Annotated in this window: 13 protein-coding genes; 7 read left to right on the top strand and 6 right to left on the bottom strand. The window is 61.3% G+C overall.

Annotated elements, in window-relative coordinates; all coding sequences use genetic code 11:
• Positions 1-32: 32 nt before the first annotated feature.
• Positions 33-1,634: a caspase family protein gene (locus A3A9_RS0114950; RefSeq protein WP_027059502.1), complete on the top strand. Its 1,602-nt coding sequence runs from the start codon at positions 33-35 to the stop codon at positions 1,632-1,634.
• 75 nt (positions 1,635-1,709) lie between these two features.
• Here A3A9_RS0114950 and A3A9_RS0114945 read toward each other — a convergent pair whose 3' ends face one another.
• Complete coding sequence (locus tag A3A9_RS0114945) at positions 1,710-2,246, bottom strand: OmpA family protein (RefSeq protein WP_027059501.1); 537 nt, start codon at positions 2,244-2,246, stop codon at positions 1,710-1,712.
• A gap of 189 nt (positions 2,247-2,435) precedes the next feature.
• Here A3A9_RS0114945 and A3A9_RS0114940 point away from each other — a divergent pair, with 189 nt between their 5' ends.
• Entirely contained in the window at positions 2,436-3,011 is a 576-nt protein-coding gene (locus A3A9_RS0114940; protein WP_202596376.1) for a DUF6931 family protein, read from the top strand.
• Positions 3,012-3,059: 48 nt separating this feature from the next.
• Here A3A9_RS0114940 and A3A9_RS0114935 read toward each other — a convergent pair whose 3' ends face one another.
• From A3A9_RS0114935 to A3A9_RS0114920, 4 genes are all read right to left on the bottom strand, one after another.
• Positions 3,060-4,304 carry a caspase family protein gene (locus tag A3A9_RS0114935; RefSeq protein WP_027059499.1) on the bottom strand — a complete coding sequence of 415 codons (1,245 nt, stop codon included), beginning with the start codon at positions 4,302-4,304 and terminating at the stop codon, positions 3,060-3,062.
• Between the two features lie 7 nt (positions 4,305-4,311).
• Positions 4,312-5,406, bottom strand: a complete 1,095-nt coding sequence (locus tag A3A9_RS0114930) for an OmpA family protein (protein WP_027059498.1) — start codon at positions 5,404-5,406, stop codon at positions 4,312-4,314.
• A gap of 174 nt (positions 5,407-5,580) precedes the next feature.
• The gene (locus tag A3A9_RS0114925) at positions 5,581-5,796 is read right to left on the bottom strand and encodes a hypothetical protein (RefSeq protein WP_051370919.1); all 216 of its coding nucleotides are present in this window, start codon (positions 5,794-5,796) and stop codon (positions 5,581-5,583) included.
• Between the two features lie 89 nt (positions 5,797-5,885).
• Positions 5,886-8,435 carry a caspase family protein gene (locus A3A9_RS0114920; protein WP_027059496.1) on the bottom strand — a complete coding sequence of 850 codons (2,550 nt, stop codon included), beginning with the start codon at positions 8,433-8,435 and terminating at the stop codon, positions 5,886-5,888.
• 1,087 nt (positions 8,436-9,522) lie between these two features.
• On the opposite strand from A3A9_RS0114920, the gene A3A9_RS0114910 reads away from it, so the two are divergent.
• From A3A9_RS0114910 to A3A9_RS0114895, 4 genes are read left to right on the top strand one after another with little or no spacing between them, the layout of a single operon-like run.
• Entirely contained in the window at positions 9,523-10,971 is a 1,449-nt protein-coding gene (locus A3A9_RS0114910) for a TolC family outer membrane protein (RefSeq protein WP_027059495.1), read from the top strand.
• 37 nt (positions 10,972-11,008) lie between these two features.
• Positions 11,009-13,141 carry a type I secretion system permease/ATPase gene (locus tag A3A9_RS0114905; protein ID WP_027059494.1) on the top strand — a complete coding sequence of 711 codons (2,133 nt, stop codon included), beginning with the start codon at positions 11,009-11,011 and terminating at the stop codon, positions 13,139-13,141.
• A 41-nt stretch (positions 13,142-13,182) separates the two neighbouring features.
• Positions 13,183-14,472, top strand: coding sequence for an HlyD family type I secretion periplasmic adaptor subunit (locus A3A9_RS0114900; protein WP_027059493.1), 1,290 nt, complete (start codon positions 13,183-13,185; stop codon positions 14,470-14,472).
• Positions 14,462-15,103 (top strand): ribbon-helix-helix domain-containing protein, encoded by a 642-nt coding sequence (locus tag A3A9_RS0114895; RefSeq protein WP_027059492.1) that lies wholly within the window; start codon positions 14,462-14,464, stop codon positions 15,101-15,103. The genes A3A9_RS0114900 and A3A9_RS0114895 overlap by 11 nt, the downstream gene beginning before the upstream one ends.
• 55 nt (positions 15,104-15,158) lie before the next feature.
• Here A3A9_RS0114895 and A3A9_RS0114890 read toward each other — a convergent pair whose 3' ends face one another.
• On the bottom strand, positions 15,159-16,097 hold the full coding sequence (locus tag A3A9_RS0114890) for a transglutaminase-like cysteine peptidase (RefSeq protein WP_027059491.1): 939 nt from the start codon (positions 16,095-16,097) through the stop codon (positions 15,159-15,161).
• Between the two features lie 322 nt (positions 16,098-16,419).
• Here A3A9_RS0114890 and A3A9_RS38815 point away from each other — a divergent pair.
• Positions 16,420-17,755: VCBS domain-containing protein (locus A3A9_RS38815; protein ID WP_033838565.1), on the top strand; the 1,336-nt coding region annotated here is incomplete at its 3' end.

Raw genomic sequence — 17,755 nt, 5'->3', positions numbered from 1 at the left:
ATTTAGCACCCTGGTGGGTAGAGGGCTGGTCCATGAAAACGATCACAGTCTTTCTGAGCGGGATTATCCTGGTTTTCCTTGCCGCCTTAGGCGCGGAGGCCGCCGCGCCTGACGCCAAGCGCGTCGCGCTGGTGATCGGCAACAGCAACTATGTCCATGCGATTACCTTGCCCAACCCGGCCAACGATGCCCGCCTCATCGCATCGACGCTGCGCAAAGCCGGCTTCGAGGTGATCGAAGGGGTCGATCAGGACAATGCCGGCATGCACAGCCTCATCAGCCGGTTCACCGAGCAAGCCTACGACGCCGACCTCGCGGTCATTTTCTATGCCGGCCATGGCATGCAGGTCGACGGCAAGAACTACCTGATACCTGTCGACGCTGATTTGACGTCGCCGGCCTATCTCAAGACCCGCACCGTTCAGATCGACGATTTCATGGCCGCGCTGCCGCCCGACCCGGCGATTGGCGTCATCATCCTCGATGCCTGCCGCGACAATCCGCTGGCAAGAACGCTGGCTGCCTCGCTGCCGAAAAGCCGCTCCACCTCGCTGGGTACCGGCCTGGCGCCGATCGAAGCGAGATCGGACGGCGTCGGTACGGGCGGCCTGCTGATTGCCTATGCAACGGATCCGGGCGCCATCGCTTTCGACGGCGACGGGGCCGACAGTCCTTACTCCACCGCGCTCGCCAAGCATCTGACCGAACCCGGCGTCGAAATCCAGAGCGCGCTGACGCGCGTGCGCGGCGAAGTGACCGAAACCACGCAAGGCCGCCAGCGGCCGTGGCATAACGCATCGCTGGGACGCGAGGTTTTCCTGGGTAAACCCGTCGCCGCTGCGGCGCCGCCGGCCGTAAATCCGGTAGCCGACGCATCCGCGACGTCCGCCACTGCCCCTGTCGCCAGTGTCTCTCCTTCCTGGGAAGTCGAGCAACGTCTTTGGGATGAGGCTTCGAAGCACAATTCCGGGCCGTTCTACCAGGCCTATCTCGACCAGTTCCCGAACGGTCGCTTCGCCACCGTGGCGCGGCTGAACATCGACGAATTGAACGGCCCGAACGCTCAAAACCGGCAGGTCTCGGCACCCGATACGAACCAGGCGAACGCCGGTTCCGGCTCTGTCAGCGTTCCGGACGAGATGAAGCAGACGCCGGGCACCGAGTTGACGGAAAGTGCGATGGGCCTCGACCGCCAGGGCCGCATCGACCTGCAGTTGCGGCTCGAAGCGTTGGGCAACGAGCTTGGGCGCATCGACGGAACCCTGGGCTCTCAGACCCGTGAGGCGATCGGCATCTGGCAAGCCGATAACGGACTGCCGCAAACCACCTATCTGACGCGCGAGCAACTGGCGTTCCTGGTGATCCAGTCAGATCCCATGATGGCAGCCGTGCGCGCCGGAAATGCCGCCGATCAAGCCCGTACGGCACAGCCGAAGAAGCCCGTCGTGCAGAAGGCCCGCACGATGAAGCCGGTGACACAAGGACCCCGCAAACAACGGCAGGTCGCTCAGAAGTGGCGCGACCGCGAGATCATGGTGCGGCGGGATGAACCTGCTCCGCCGCGGGACAATTTCCTCGCCAGGGCACTGATCTTCGGCGCTGGTGTGGCCGTGGGCAGCGTGCTCAAACACTGACCGCTCTACCTCTTTGTTTTGACGCAATTCCGGACGGAAAACCGTTCTCACTTTTCCTGGAATTGCTTTAGCACGCTACTGCGTCTTTATCCGCATTTCCACGCGGCGGTTGACCGGATCGTACGGGTTGGGGCTGCGCGGATTCTTTTCACCCATCCCAATCGCGTTGATACGAGAAGCCTCGACGCCGCTAGCCGTCAGGAAGGCTGCCACCGATTTCGCTCGTCGTTGAGACAGGCCTTCGTTGTAATGCACCGTGCCAGTGGCGTCGGTGTAACCTTCGACGACGAAGCTGAACGTGCTCAGCCGGCTGTCCTTCAGCGCCTTGGCGAACTCGTCGAGTTCAGAGCGCGCAGTGGTGTCGAGTGCGGCCGAATCCAGGCCGAAATTGATCAGCATATCGAGACTGGACTTTCCTCCCGGCGCGTCTTTTGCCTTGGTCTTGCTCTTGCATTCCTCCTCGGTGCCGACGCAAATTCCCCGCGACTTGCCGAGATCGGCCGCGCCGGCAAAGAACTTAACGATGTCTTCTGATTTCTGAACAGGATCGGCGGAAGCGTGGGTCGAGAAAAACACGACCGCCAACACAAAGGCTGAACTGCCCCACTGCATAGCGGTTACTCCTGTTTGAGCATCCGGTTTCGAGGATCGCGATGATATCAAATTCCACGGCAATTGTATGTCGATAAACGCTGGCGTGCGATAGTGCCGATGGTTTTTGCCGCATCGCCGGTTGAGACTTGACCCGCGCCGCGCCTGAGGCTTGAGTGGCCAAGGCTTTTCGATGAAAGCGTGGCGGTCATGGCCAATGGGCTCCGATTCAAGACGGCACGAGATCTTTTCACGGCTTGTCCCACTATTGCCCGGGACATGAAAACCCTTCCAACCGAACAAGGCTCGATCGCGTTTTGCCGCGAGCTGCTGGCCGGGCGCGTTCCCGAAGAAGCGATTACTTTCTGTGCCTACCTGCTTGCCGAGCGCGCCGCGGTCTGGTGGGCGCATGAATGCCTGAGCCATCTGACCGAGCTGTTCGATGGGACCGATCAGGAATTGCTTGCGCATATTCGCGACTGGGTGGGTGAACCGGACAATCCTCGGCATCGGGCAGCCGTCGGCACAGCGGCAGCGACACCGCCAACAACGCCGGTCGGCTGGATTGCGCTGGCTGCCGGATGGCGGGACAACGGTTCGGCCATGGCCGCGACGATGGCACCGGCCTTGCAATCATTTCCTGCTGCCCATGCAGTCAACGCCGGGATTCTGGCCGGGCTGGCCCGTGTCGCGCTCGCCGACCGGTTTACCGTTCTTTCGGCATTTGTCGAAATGGGCATCCAGATGGCCGAAATCGAGGCGCGCCAATCGGTGGATGCATATTAGAACAGCGCCATCCCGACAGAAATCGGATGGATACGACTGCCTTCCTGCCTACTTGCAGCCACCCTGCGCCCATTTGGCAAGCGCCACCTTGAAGCGTGTTCCCAGTGGATGTTGCAGCCGCAAAACAGAGACGTCGTTGGCGGCGAAATTCTTCGCCTGATCGCACAGCCGGACCTCGTTCCATTCATGGCAGCCGTCGCAGTGCTTGCCCTCCCAGACCGACTTGTCCAACCCCTCCACCGGACTGAACAGGGGCTTACCCTTGATCAGTTCGGCGATGCTCTTGCCGTCGATCGCCGCATCGCCGAAGTCGATCGGATGGTTGAAAAGGATCGGGGCATCCGACGCCAGTTTGGGGATCTTCTGGCGCAGCACGTCGAGCGCAAGCTGGTCGTCGCTTTGACCTGACGCACTTGCCGCGCCGGTGTTGCGCGCATCGGAGCCGCCTTCAGCCTGAGGTGTGCTCGCCTCACCCACGATCAATGGCGCATCGAGATCGACCTTATGCAGGACGACCTCCGTGGTCAGCGAAACGTTGAGCCAGGGGCGCTGCTTGCCGGCGGTTGCCTTGAAGACGTCACCGGTCACCCGGTTCATCGCCTCGGTGATGGAGATGTTGGATTCGCCGATGTGCTGAAGCAGTGCCGAGGTGAACGGCGAATGTTCGCCCGACCCATCATAGGCGAGCTGATTGGGACTGGCGGCGAAAGCGACGAGCGTGCCGGCGCCACCGTTCTCGATCGGAATCTCGGCCAGGCCGCTCATCGCACCGTGGACGCCCGCAGTCTTGGCCAGCACTTCGGCGAGGGGATTGTCGCGGCAAGCGTCGAGGAACACCAGCCTGATGCTGGTCTCGCGTGACATCTGGCGCAAAACAAAATCAACCGACACGGCCTCGAAGTCGAGGGAAGTCTCGTCCTCCAGCGCGGCGTCGACCGGAAGCAGGTAGTTCTTGCCCGAAACCTGCAAGCCGTGGCCGGCGTAGAAGAACAGCGCGATATCGGCTCCGCGCACCTGTTTAGCGAACTGGGCGATCGTTGCCTGCGTCTGCGGCTTGGTCTGATCGAAGCCGGAAACCACCTCGAAGTCGAGCTTCTTCAAGCGTTCGGCCATGGCCTGGGCGTCGCGCACCGGATTGGCCAGAAGCGCCGCGTGCTGGTACTGGGCGTTGCCGAGGACCAGCGCGACGCGGCGCTCGGCGCTGGCGGCCGTCAAAGTCAAAAGCAAGGCGAGCACCGCGAGACCGGCGGCGCGAAAGAGGCCACCGCAGCGGGCGATCAGATCGGACCTCAACGCAACCTCAGAGCTTGGTGGCGGAAAACTCGATCCGCCGGTTGAGCGCCTTGTTCTTGGGCGTATCGTTGGCGGCAACCGGCCGCTCTTCTCCATAGCCGGTCGCCGTGATCTGCGTGCGAGGGATGCCCGCGGCAACAATGGCGTCGGCAACCGCCTGAGCCCTCCGCTCCGACAATTGCTTGTTCGCCTCCGGCGAGCCATCGGAATCGGTGTATCCGGAAACCTCGACCTTGAGGCTCGGGCATTTGCCAACGACACCTTCGACCTCTTCAAGCAGCGGCCGGCTCTTGGCGTCGAGCCGCGCGCTGGCGGGCCGAAAGTAGATGGCGCCGGTGCGCGAGAGCACGGCGAACCGGTTCATGCACTCCTCGTCGCTGAAATTCGCCTTGGCGGCATCGGTGGCAACCGGACCTACATCGGTCGAACTCGCCGCGGCGGTCTGGGTGGCAGCCGGCTTGCTGCCGTCGGCGGTGAAGACGAAGTCGAACGACACCGACGCGGTGGGCACGATGTTGGTGACATTGGCTGCCTGCTGCAGCTTGTCGACGTTCGGCAGCAGCCCGAAATCCTCGACATGGACAGCGACCGGAGCCTCTGACGCAACCGACACCATGGTGTCGCTGATCATGGTGACGACAATGCTGGCCTCGAGATCCTTGTCGACGCCGTGCAGATTGAGACGGAACGGCAGAGTTGCCTTCACCCTGCGCTTGGTCGCGAGGTCGGCGAACGCGGCGGGATCCACCTTCGCCGTCAGTTCGGCGGTCGGGAATTTGAATGTCTCGAAGAACAGGAAGCGCATGCGGACATTGCGCAGGTCGACGCCGGTATCGACCGAATTGAGGTCGAACGTGACCTTGGCATCGCCCGCCGCGCTAAGCGTGCCGGTGATGTTCCTGATCTTGTTGGTCTCGACGATCGTGTTCTTCTTGACCGACTGGTAGGTGATCACCGAAGCAGCAGGATCGAGCGTCCAGCTCGGCGCGGCGCTCGCAGCTTGCGGTCCGAGCAGCAACAATGCCGCGACGATCGGGCCAAGAGCCCTTGCAGCAGGGCTTTTCGACATAGTCTTCCACCAGAATGCCACGACTTCGTACATGGAACGCCCCTGCCCAGGACAACCGTATCAATACCGACACCGCGCGAACGCGATTGAAGCATAGGCCACTTGCAGTCTTTTGGCGAGCAGTTGGAGTTGGTCCTCTAGTCAAGGCCGAGGACGCGGGATTGGTCTGCCAGATGACGGGGAGGACCCTGACCTGCTGTCAAACGCTCATCCCCAGCCGCCGCCACCACCGCCAGCGCCACCGGTACCACCACCGCCCAAAGCTGGAACGGCGACAGGTGCCGTTTCCTCAACCGGCTTGACCACCTTCTTGGCGATGACCTTCTTCTGCTGGCTGATCTGTGGCGTGGACGTGGTGCGAATCAGCTTCGGCCTGTGCTTCGTCGTCATCAGCGCCGGTTCTGGCTTGGGCGCGACGGACATGCAGCCCGTCAGCGCTGCCAGAGTACCGGCTACAACTGTCGCAATCAATCTCTGCTTCACTGCCCTGCCCACAATTGCCTCCTCATTGATCAAAACAAGTCCCGACGCGGATTGGCTTGCTCCCAGACTGCTCTGGCCGTCTTGACCAGTTGGTCGTCCAGCGAGCCGTTCGCCGGGATCTTCGACTTGAGTTCGCCACGCAATTGCTTGAGCGCCGCGGTTTTCGCCTTCACTCCGAATTTTGTCAGCGTCGCTTGAGCGCCCGGTAATTCGTTGCGAAGGTCAAGTGCGACCGCGAAGGCCAGATAACTCACCGCTATCGCCTGGTCGGCCTTGTCGCCCTTCTGCATTTCGAGAGCCGCGCGATCATATGCGCCGGACTGATCGCCGCGTGCCGTGGCGAGTTCGAACAGTCTCTGCGCTTCGTCGAGGTTCTGCCCTACGCCGACACCGTCCCGGTACATGCGGGCGAGGCTGCCCGGAGCATAGGGCTGGCCGAGATCCATGGCCTTCTGGAACAGCCCTTGTGCCTGCCCAGGATCCTTCTCGACGCCGACCCCGGTCAGGTAGTTGCGGCCGAGCAGGTTCATCGAATACATGTCCTGCCGCTCCACGCCTGCTTTCAGAAAGGCCACGGCGCGGGCTGGATCGGCGGGCACGCCATTGCGGCCCTCCGTGAAGATCGCGGCAAGGTCATTCATCGCGTAGGTATGGCCCATGGCGGCCGCCTTGAGCAGCAGGTCCAGCCCCTTGCCGGTGTCGCGCTCGACGCCATACCCATTGAACAGGGCACGTCCCCACGAAGTCATTCCGTAAGGATCGCCCTTGTCGGATGCCGCCGCGTAGAAGCGATTGGCCTGCTTGCGGTCTATGGGCATTCCCGTACCTGTCGCGTTGAAGTAGCCAAGCTCGAACATGGCGCGGACGTGGCCTTTGTCGGCTGCCGCCTGAACGGCTTTCTTCGCGTCCTCGACCTTGCCGGCCGCGAGCAGCGCGCGCCCGAGTTCGTAGCGGAAACGGGCGACGTCGGGATAGGCCGTCACCGCCGCCTCGCAGGCCTTCACGGCCTCGGTGCCGATTTCATTCGGCAGCAGGCCGGGGACGACGCCTTGCAGGTCGAGAGGCTCGCCTGCGGCCTGGTCGCAGGGATCGACGCGTGGCGACAGCTTCATGGTGGCGGGCTTGGACGAACTGCTGTCGGCGCGGATCTCGAAGCCGACCTCGACCGGCTGGGCGGCACCGATCTGGGGTTCGTAGCGCAGTTGGTCGACCTCGTCCGCCATCAGGCTCGACTCCGGCGACAGGGCACGATCAGGCAGGGACAGGGTTCCTGTTGCCGGATAGCTCGCGAGTTTCAGGCTGACCGCGGGATCGTTTGTCGGGAAGTCCAGCTTCAGCGGAACCGGGCCGACGCCAACCGGGACGCTGATCTCGCGGTTTTCGATCGCCTCGGCGGCGCCGGTGATATGGATGCCGCGTTCCAGCACCTGCTGTTTCTGCTCGGTCTCAAGCGAAGCCACAATCTGTTCGCCCTCGGCGCCCTGGCCATTCTTCACACGGAACACCATGATGCCCTGAGCTTCGCCGCCCCAATTGTCATGCGTGGCGTAGGCCAGCATGTCCACCTCTTCGGGCGCACCGGCGCCCTTGGGCACATCCATCTTCAAGCGCGGCAGGTCCACGCCCTGAATCTCTTCGCCGACCGCTACGGCCTTGCCGTCCAGCAGCAGGCGTCCGAGCGCGGGAGGCCTTTCGATGCTGACGGTGATCGATCCGCCATCGACATCGACCGGTTCCGGCAGATCCAGAGCAACCGGCCCGACACCCGACGGCACGACTTTCTCAAGAACCGGCGGCAGCGAAGGCCGGCTGGCACGGCGCATCAGGACAACTTCGTCGATGAGCGAGGAGTTTTCCCAGGGAACCTGCTTGCCGTCGGTGGCCTCGACCACATCCCGGCGCACCGCGGCCATGACCGTGCGTATCTCTTGGTTCGGCGCCAGCGCCCGACGCGAAAATGCGGACGAAAACGGGCTGAGGTCTCCCCCTCCATCATAGGCGACCGCCCCTGGCTCGGTGGCAAAGGCGATCAGCGTATTCAGCGAGCTTTTGACCTGTGCAAGACCGGTGTTGCCGGCCGTGATCAGCTGGTCCCTCAGCCAATAATCCTTGCGCGGAAACGGATTGTTGCGACAGGCGTCGAGGATGATCACCTGGATCTTCGATTTCGCGCGCAATTGCTGCAGGACATCATCCAGCTTGACCGCCTGGACCTCTATGTCGGCCGCATTCTTCAGCGAGGCATCGACGGGGATCAGGAAATTCTCGCCACCAATCTGAAAGCCATGACCGGAATAGTAGACGACCGACAGATCGGCGCCGTCCGCCGCCGCAAGGTAGTTGCGGAACTGCTCCTCGAATTGCTGCTTTGTGAGGTCCTTGGCAACGAACACTTCGAAGCCGGCCAGCCGAAACGTCTTGGATACATCGTCGGCATCCTTGTCGGGATTCTTGAGGGCGGGGATTTCCCGGTACTCGGAATTACCGATCACCAGCGCGACCCTTCGATCGGCCGACGCATCGAAGGTCGTGAAGGCGGCCACTAGGAAAACCGCGATGAATCCGCAAAGTCGGAGCATGGCAACCGCCTCAACCGCCGCGACCTAACGACCACAAGCTCCCCAGATTGCGGTATCAAGGTCTGTTGAAGAACTCACAATCCGCCGAAACAGCAACAGGAAAAAGACTGAAAAACCGTCGCGGCAGTAGGCACCTTCCTCATCCGAATGTGCAAAGTACCTCAGAGCAGAACCATCCGCAATGAGTGACTAACCGCACCGGCATTGCCGTCCGGATCCGACGCATTGGCCAAGCTTAAACCCAGCGACGGGGTGCAGTGAAGTCGGAAGGCCTCGTCATGCGATGGCCAAAGACAAGACGAGCGGCAATTTTAAAGGGAAAATTGCAGCGCAAAATATTTCGAGGTTTCACCAACTATCGGGATCAATCGGACGATTCCGTGCGTTTTACAGCGTTCACCTATCTGCCGAAATTGGCTCAAAAAGTACCGTCACTTTCTCTCATCGCGCTCCACCCAGCCAAAAGCCTGGTTTGGCCACGGCCACCAGGCGCGGCCTTGCTTTGAACAGAACCGGCCGCATGGCAGCGCTCCTGACCATGGTGTGGACGGGCGCCGGCTCCGGTAGCAATCCCGCTGCTTCGACAAAGGCAACGATCTCGCAACGGTCGCGATGTCGATTAGAGCAAAACCTCCCTCGTGGCAGGCCAATGGCCGGGCACATGTGCAAGTTCCCGCCGCATCTTGCGCTATGTCGAGTAAATGCAACATCCGACCGCCGTCAGCGACGTCTACAAGCTGTCGGATTCCATCGCCCAGATCGACTTGATGGCGAATACGGATAGGAAGAACCAATAATGCGACCGCAGAAATTGTCGTCATATCGGGACTTCTCACGCCCTTGATCGAGTGGTTGAGCCCTCGATACAGGCGGGTTGGGGACAAATTGGGCTGTCATCTTGATGTTGGATCGCCCTCGTTTGCGGCAAAAGGGCATTTTTTGTGCTATTTTTGCCACATCCTGCAAACTTATTAGGCGGTTTTAGGGATCACTAAATCAATAAGTGCTCACATATTCCGTAAATTCGTGGACACTCCCATCGGGGATGTGGCGCCTTCATGGCGTTGGGTGTGTGGGGTGTGGGGTAATGAATAAGACAGCGATGTCGGCCATGGCTAAGCGCGTTGGCCTGATGATGACTGCCACGATGTTAAGCTATGGCAACGCGCATGGTCTCACTCTACGAGAGGCCATGGCGGTCGCGGTGGAGTCCAATCCTGAAATCGGCCAGGCGATCGAGAACCGTGAAGCCATCGAGTTCGAGTTGCGCCAGGCGAAGGGCCTCTACCTGCCCAGTGTGGACCTCGAAGCATCGGCAGGGGCTCGCCGCCTCGACAATCCTGACAGGCGCGCGCTAGGCATCGAGAACGATACGCTCTATCCGGCCGAAACCGATCTCACGGTTTCGCAGACGCTCTATGATAGCGGTTCAAGGCGCGCGGAACTCGACCGCCAGGCCTCGCGGGTCGATGGCGCCTCATTCCGGGTTCTGGAGCGGTCCGAATTCATCGGCCTCTCGGTCGTCCAGGATTACCTCGAAGCCATGCTGCAGGCTTCGATTGTTGCCGAAGCAAAGAAGAACCTTGCCTTCCATCAGGCTATTCTCGGCGACATCCGGCAAGGCATTGCCGGCGGCGCGCTGAACGAGGCCGACCGGCAACAGGCGGAGGAGCGGCTGTTTGCCGCCAAGGCGCGCTTCCAGGAAGCCGCCGAAGAGATGGAGGCCGCGAAGATTCGGTTCTTCAAGACCGTCGGAAAGCCGCTGACCAACGCCGCCAAACCGGGCGATGTTTCCGCTGCATTGCCAAGGTCGCTCGACGAAGCGATTGGGCTGGCGCGACAGAACAATCCACGCGTACACATGGCCAATAGCGACATCGACGCCGCGGCCTCCCTTGTGGATGCAGCACGGGCAAAATACGGCCCCTCCATCATTGCCGAGGGTGTTGCCCGGGCAGGGTCCGACATCGATGGCAGTGCAGGCGACACCAGCGATCTTCAGGCGCGGGTGGTGCTGCGCTGGAACCTTTATCGCGGCGGCATCGACAAGGCCAACGAGCAGGAGCAGATCCGCCGCACCAGCGAGCAGCGGCTGGCTATGCACCAGGTCCTGCGCGAAATCGAGGAAGCGGTGCGCACATCGTGGGATCGCCGCTTCCGGCAGGCCGACCAGGCAAAGACGCTGAGGCAGCAGGCCGCCACCAACGAAAAGCTGGTGGCGTCCTATCGCGAGCAATTCAAGGTCGGGCAGCGTTCGCTACTCGACGTGCTCGACGCGCAGAACACCCGCTTCAACACCGCGACACTGGCGGATACGGCGGCCTACGCGTCGCTTTTCGCCGAATATCGGCTGCTCGCCGCAACCGGGCAGTTGCTGAAGACAATGGACATTCAGCCGCCGAAACAGGCTAGCGCTTACGCGCAGTCCGAGTTCGGCACGCCTGAAACGGCTGACACCGAAACCTATGCACGGACGCCGTCGGAGCAGAAGAACGACCTGCCTTTCGATATCCTTGCACCGGTAAGGAAGAAGTGAGCGGTCGGGGCGAAGCGAGAGTGCCCGCGGGCGGATCGTGAACCAGCAACCCAACATTCTCTCCCCCAAGGAAGCCTTCAAGGGCTGTTTCGCGGCCGTGGCCGGATATCTCGGCCGGCCAAGCGCGGAAACGGTGCTGTTTGCCGGCGTGCCGCTTTCGGACACCCGCATCGATATCGACGCCATCCGGCGCCTTGCCGAGCGCATCGGCCTTGAAATCACCGAGTTCAGCCATCGAGACTTCGTTCGCGGGCGCATCGATCTCCCCGCCATCCTGTTCCGCGTCAGCCGACTTCCCGTCGCATTGCTGGCCGAGACCGAGGACGGCGCGTTCACGACCGCGCCCCAGGAAGACGGGCGCACGACCGTCAGCAAATCCGAGCTTGCCGGAAGCTATATCAGTGGCGGCGTTTCGTTTTCTATAACCTATGCCAATACAACCGAGGGGATGAATGTCGGCTCAGCCGCCAGGATCGAACGCCGGCACTGGCTGACGGGAACGATGGGGCCGTTCTGGCGCACCTATTCGAAGGTCGTGCTTTCCGCGCTATTCATCAATCTGCTGGCGATCGCCTCGCCGATCTTCACCATGAACGTTTACGACCGGATTTTGCCGAACAAGGCAATATCGACGCTCTGGGTGCTGTCGATCGGCATCTCCGCCGTCATCATTTTCGATCTGTTGTTGAAGACGGCCAGGGCCTCCCTCATCGACTATGCCGGGCGCAAGGCAGACCTGCGCATCTCTTACATGCTGTTCGAGAAAGTGCTGAACTCATCGCTGTCGGCACGGCCTGGCTCAACCGGCGAATACGCAAACCGGGTGTCGCAGTATGAGTTCGTGCGCGAATTCTTCACCTCGAACACCATCAGCGTGTTGATCGACACGGCATTCGTCTTCGTCTTTCTGCTTGTTATCTATGCGATAGGCGATTGGCTGGTGATCATACCGGCACTGGCCTTTGTCGCGTCGGTGATCGTCGGATTGATCACGCAACGACGCATCGGCAAGCGGGTCGCGGCCTCCATGAACGAGGCCTCGCAGCGCCAGGCCCTGCTGGTCGAGACCATCTCGACGCTGGAGACCATCAAGTCGCTGCGGGCCGAGGCGTATCTGCTGCGCAAATGGGGCGAGCATTCGAAAAACGCAGCCAACACGTCCGAGAAAATCAAGCAGCTTTCAGCAGCCGCCGGCAACATAACCTCCGCCATCCAGCAGATGGTCACCGTCGCGCTGATCGTGGCCGGCGCCTATGCGTTCGCGGAAGGCCATGTTTCCACCGGAGCGATCATCGGCTCGGTCATGCTGGCAAGCCGAGCCGTCGCTCCGCTTGGCCAGATCGCGATGACCCTGTCCAGATATCGCCAGGCCATGCTTTCGCTGCGCATGGTGAACTCGATCATGGCGCAGCCGGAGGATCGGCCGGATACGGTCGGCTTCGTCAACCGCCCGATCCGAAACGGCGCCATGGTGTTCAGGAATGTCGGTTTCGTCTATCCGGGCACCGACACCGAAGTCCTGACCGCGATGAGTTTTTCCGTGAAGCCGGGTGAACGCATCGGCATCATCGGCCGCATCGGCTCGGGAAAGACGACGATGGGCAGGCTTATCGGCCGCCTTTTCGTGCCGACTTCCGGCGAGTTGCTTTTGGACGGGATCGACATCCGCCAATACCATCCCTCGGAAGTTCGCGCCGCTGTCGGTATCGTCGCGCAGGCCAACGATTTGTTCTCCGGCACCATCAAGGAAAATCTCCTGATGGCGTGCCCAGAGGCGAGCGATGCGGAGATCGTCGAAGCGGCCAAGGCCGCCGGCGTCGACGATTTCGTCTCCCGCCACCCGCGTGGCTACGACATGAATGTCGGCGAGCGCGGTACCAATCTCTCAGGTGGCCAGAGACAGGCCGTGGCCATTGCCCGTCTATTGCTTACCAAGCCGAAGATCGTTTTCCTCGACGAGCCGTCGGGTTCCATGGATCTGGCTTCCGAACGCCAGCTCATCAAGCAGTTGAAAATAGCCTTCGACCACAACACGACGCTGATCATTTCGACGCACCGCTTCAGCATGTTGGAGCTCGCTGACCGTCTGATTGTTGTGGATCAAGGCAAGATCGTCGCCGATGGACCGAAGGACCAAGTGATACAGGCGCTGCAGAAAACAAGCGCCTGACGAAGCAGACTTATTGAATTCAAAGCGTTGGGGCTTGGGAAATGCTTGCCAGGGAAGACCGGCCGCCGCTTTTTGCGTCGGCCTCCATATTCATCATCGGCGCGCTTTTTGCGAGCTCCGTGGCGTGGGCGTCTTTTGCCGAGGTCGACGAGATCGCGCGCGGCGACGGCAAGGTCATACCGGCGTCGAAAACGCAGGTCATCCAGGCCAGCGAACCAGGCGTGGTCCAGGAAATTGCCGTGCAAATCGGACAGATCGTGAAGAAGAACGATCTGATAATCCGCCTCGACAACACGATGAACACGTCCAGCCTTGGCGAGCAGCAGGCCAAGGCGCGCGCCTTGCAGGCACGTATCGCACGACTGAAATTCGAACAGAGCGGCAATATCGAGGGTGCATTTCCCTGCCCCTCCGACATCCAGAAGGTCGCGCCGGAAATCTGCGACAATGAGCAGAACCTACTCCTGGCGCGCCGTGGCAATTTTGACGTGAAGCTGTCGGTTCTGAAGTCGCGTCTCGACCAGCGCGAGAAGGAACTGGACGAAGCCAACGCCAACCTGGACCGCCTGACCAAGAACCTTGCGGTCAGCGACCAGGAAACGGCATTGGTCGAAGCCATGGTCAAGAAAGGTCTGATGGCAAGGACCGAGCAGATCCGCGTCGAACGCGAGCAGACTGAATTGCATGGGCAATTAAACCTCGCCGGCGAGACCATCAAGAAATGCAAGTCGGCCATCACCGAGGCGCAACTTCAGGTCGACGAGCTCGGCCTGCAGCTGAAGCAAGAGGCGCTGGGCGATCTGACCCAGGCGCTGGCCGATCTTTCGGTCGTCGACGAGACTATTCGCGGCGCCACCGACAAGGTGGCGCGAACCGACATCCGCTCGCCCGTCGACGGCATCGTCAACACGCTCGACGTCAACACGCTCGGCGCCTTCGTGCAGCCGGGTGCCGTGGTGGCCGGCATCGTGCCGACCTCCGAGAAACTGCTGGTCGAAGCGCGGGTCTCGCCGCGCGATGTCGCCTTCATCCGGCCAGGTCAGGACGCGCTGATCAAGATAACCGCATATGACTTCTCGATCTTCGGCGGCATCGCAGGCAAGGTCTCCAACATCACCGCCGACAGCCTCGTCGACCAGAAGACGGGCGAGCCCTATTATCAGGTGCGCGTCGCCACCGAGCGGTCGACGCTGACGCGGGATGGCAAGACCTATTCGATCATCCCCGGCATGATCTGTTCGGTCGACATCAAAACCGGACGCAAGACCATCCTTACTTACCTTCTGAAGCCGATCAACAAGGCGCGTGAGGAGGCGATGAGTGAGCGATAGCGCAATCTCCCCTCCCGCCACCCGTGAGCGGTTGTTGCCGCCGTTGGCTGCCGAGGATTTCGGGCAGGAGTTCCGGGTCGTGGCGCGTGGCGGCCTACGGCGCGGCATCCGCCTGGAGCGGGCTTTTTGGACAGTACTGAAACAGATGGCCGAGAACCGCAAATGCACGATCGGTTCATTGATCGAAGAGATCGCCGAGAGCCATGCTCATACCGGGAACCTGACATCGGCAATCCGGGTGGCCTGCATGCGCGGCTTGGCCGACGACAATTCGACCCTACGAAAGCTAGCGTCGATCAAAACGATCAATGCCATCCTTCTCGCCTGCCCTTCGCCGGCTTTCGCGCTGGCATCGTCGAAGAAGATCCTGACCTTCAACGCGCCATTCCAGCAACTGGTCCGGCGTCAGTTGCCGGTTGCAACGAACGATGACACGCGCCCCGATCTCAAGCTGGCGCTCGACCTCAATGTGGCCGATATCTTCGCGCGGCTCGATGCCAATGGCGAAACACCTGTCGCAACCGGGTTCGTCATCGGCGCCGGCGACCGCCGCTATCGCGGTCAATTGAGCGCCGTGCGCGCGCCCGTGGTCGAGCCGGAACTCTTGATGGCGTTCGTCTTCGGCGGCTGAAAACGGCGAACCACTCTAGGAATCTCGATCAGGCGCCTCGCTTGCCAAACCGCGCTTACAGGCCTTCCCCCGGCGCGACCGTCGCAAGACCGCCCTTGATATCGGCGACTTGCGCAGCACCGGCCTTGGCGCCGTGAATCCAGGCACGGTCGGTGCTGAATGAATAGAGCGGCACGTAGTCAGGCAGATCGGAGTCGCGCGAAACGATATTGCTCAGGCTGTCAAGAATGAACACGCCGCTACCGGTGCTGACCGACAATACGGCGTGGAAGAAACCGCGCTTGCGATCCTGCAGGACGACAAGCGACATGCTCTGCGCCGGAATGCCGGCACGCAGCAGCGCCGCCATCTTGAGAATGGCGAAATCCTCGCAGTCGCCCGCCCGGTGCTCGAGAATTTCCGAAGGCTTGGCCCAGTAGTCGAGCTTGCCGTAGACGACGCTGTCCTTCTTGTAGGCGATGGCACGGTTTATGCTCGCGTTGACGAAGGACAGCTTGTCGATGAAACGCTTGTCCTTGGCTACATCGACGATCGCGGCAAAGGTGCTGTTCTTGCGATCGCAGGCACTGCCCGCGGTGCAGTCGACAATTGCCCTGTAGACGGGCGCCCATCGCGCCGAGACGGGAAAATTGTTCATCGACAGAGCGACCGAGCCGAACACGCCGGGGATGATCGCCGCCGTCTGGATTGGGTCGATCCCGGCATTGCCTTGCGCCGGCGAAGGGCCGCCTTCCTGATCGATAGCGGCAATGCTGTAAATGTCGAAAGCCATGCCCATTGCGTAAGCGGAGGCAGGCTGCCGGGGCTCGGGCCGCAGCAGCGAAACACCGCCGAGCGCGAAAGGTATTTCGACCTTCGCCGGTGACATCTCGACAGGCTCGAAGCCGCGCGCAAAGGCGCTCGCCGATGACGGTTGCGGCAGGCCGGTGATACCGATTGCCAGCAGGAGCAGTCTGAGCCCGGTTGTCCCCAGGGCAAATTTTTGTTTTTTCATAACGCCCACCTTTGACTGTGGACGCTAGCAATCTTGTCTCAAATTACTGGAAAGGAAGGTGGATAAATTTCACGCAACGGACAGCATATCTTTTTCGTAAACTTTTATTCAAACTTATACTTCTGTTTACCAACCAGGCACGTCGGGTTGCCCCCAGACGACCCGGCCTCGGCTCTATGTATATAGGGTTATATATTCGGGGTTTACCACATGTAAAAAATGCCGAACCAGGCATATTAGAATATATGAAAATGCTTACGGGATAGTTGCAAAGAAAAGGTGGTCCCTGTCTCTTTCCGGGAAATGCCGGAGGGGTTTGGCAATGACGACCAGTAACGAGTTGGACACCGTATCGAGTTCTTGGGACGAGCATTCCGTCTCTTATGAACACAACAGCCCACCGACGCATGCGGGCATCCAGGTCGCGGCGGCTGCCCAGCCGGCGCCCGCCGAGCCGGTACCGGTCGATGTCGGCAGCGGCGCGCCCGTTCAGCCGGCAGCTCCGGCGGCAAATGCTGCGGCAGCGAACGCGCCCACCGCTCCGCATGAATACGTTGCCGACGCCAGCAACATCGTCAGACTGCCCGCCAGCATTTCTATCGACAACATCAAGGTCGACGGCCACAACCTGTTGCTCGAACAAGCCGACGGCACCGTCATCGTCATCAAGGACGGCGCCCTCAACGTGCCGACCTTCATCATCGGCGACGTCGAGGTGCCGCGCGTTGCGCTGCTGGCGGCGCTCGAGGCAAGCCATGTCGACGTCGCCTTCGGCCCAGACGGTTCGATTTCGGCGGGATCGGCTTCGGCCCCGGGCAGTGCCGGCGGCAATTTCGAGGTCCCCCCTGGCGGGATCGGTGACGGCTTCAATCTTTCGGCCTTGCTGCCGCCGACCGATCTGCAGTTCGGGCTGCTCGATCGGCGCGAGCTCTTCATCGGCGTGGAGGAAAAGAACTCCGTCCCCTCGATCGATTTCATAGCTGGCGCCACGGTCAACGAGGCGGGCCTGCCCGCGCGCGGCGGCGAACCGGAGGGCTCAAACGCAGCCGCCAACTCCGAAACCACATCCGGCAGCGTCGGCTTCACCTCGCCGGATGGCGTGTCGGAGGTCTCGCTCGGTGGACACACGCTGACCACCACGGACCAGACTTTTACAGACGCCACAGGCACGTTGACAGCCAGCTACACGTTCGATCCGGCGACGGGCACCGGCACGATTCACTACACCTATACGCTTCTCGACAACACGCTGACCGACCCGTCCAGCACCTCCCTGTCGGTCGTCGTCACCGATGCCGATGGTGACAGCTCACCGCCCGGCACCCTGGTCATAAATATCATCGACGATGCGCCGACGGCGGTCGCCGACACCGATGCTGTCGCGGCAGGTTCGTTCGCGCCGATCGCCGGCAACGTCATTACCGGCGCCGGATCGGACAGCAATCCCGCCGGCATCGACGTCAAAGGCGCCGATGGCGCTGTCGTGGTCGGCGTTGGCGCCGGCAACACCAACACCGATGTCGACAATGCCGCGACGCTCGGCACCCAGATCCAGGGTCTTTACGGCAAGCTCACCCTCAACGCCGACGGCTCCTACTCCTATAGCCGTGACGCCGGCTCGCAGGGCGGCCATGACGATGTCTTCACCTACACCATCA

The organism is Mesorhizobium loti CJ3sym (genome assembly GCF_000472785.1).
Taxonomy (GTDB): domain Bacteria; phylum Pseudomonadota; class Alphaproteobacteria; order Rhizobiales; family Rhizobiaceae; genus Mesorhizobium; species Mesorhizobium loti_E.
This window is presented reverse-complemented; position numbering and strand designations above follow the sequence as displayed.

Bases quoted from the DNA above. Each gene is read 5' to 3' on its own strand.
- A3A9_RS0114950 (WP_027059502.1), top strand. From the start codon at position 33: ATGAAAACGATCACAGTCTTTCTGAGCGGGATTATCCTGGTTTTCCTT.
- A3A9_RS0114945 (WP_027059501.1), bottom strand. From the start codon at position 2,246: ATGCAGTGGGGCAGTTCAGCCTTTGTGTTGGCGGTCGTGTTTTTCTCG.
- A3A9_RS0114940 (WP_202596376.1), top strand. From the start codon at position 2,436: ATGGCCAATGGGCTCCGATTCAAGACGGCACGAGATCTTTTCACGGCT.
- A3A9_RS0114930 (WP_027059498.1), bottom strand. From the start codon at position 5,406: ATGTACGAAGTCGTGGCATTCTGGTGGAAGACTATGTCGAAAAGCCCT.
- A3A9_RS0114925 (WP_051370919.1), bottom strand. From the start codon at position 5,796: ATGTCCGTCGCGCCCAAGCCAGAACCGGCGCTGATGACGACGAAGCAC.
- A3A9_RS0114920 (WP_027059496.1), bottom strand. From the start codon at position 8,435: ATGCTCCGACTTTGCGGATTCATCGCGGTTTTCCTAGTGGCCGCCTTC.
- A3A9_RS0114910 (WP_027059495.1), top strand. From the start codon at position 9,523: ATGAATAAGACAGCGATGTCGGCCATGGCTAAGCGCGTTGGCCTGATG.
- A3A9_RS0114900 (WP_027059493.1), top strand. From the start codon at position 13,183: ATGCTTGCCAGGGAAGACCGGCCGCCGCTTTTTGCGTCGGCCTCCATA.
- A3A9_RS0114890 (WP_027059491.1), bottom strand. From the start codon at position 16,097: ATGAAAAAACAAAAATTTGCCCTGGGGACAACCGGGCTCAGACTGCTC.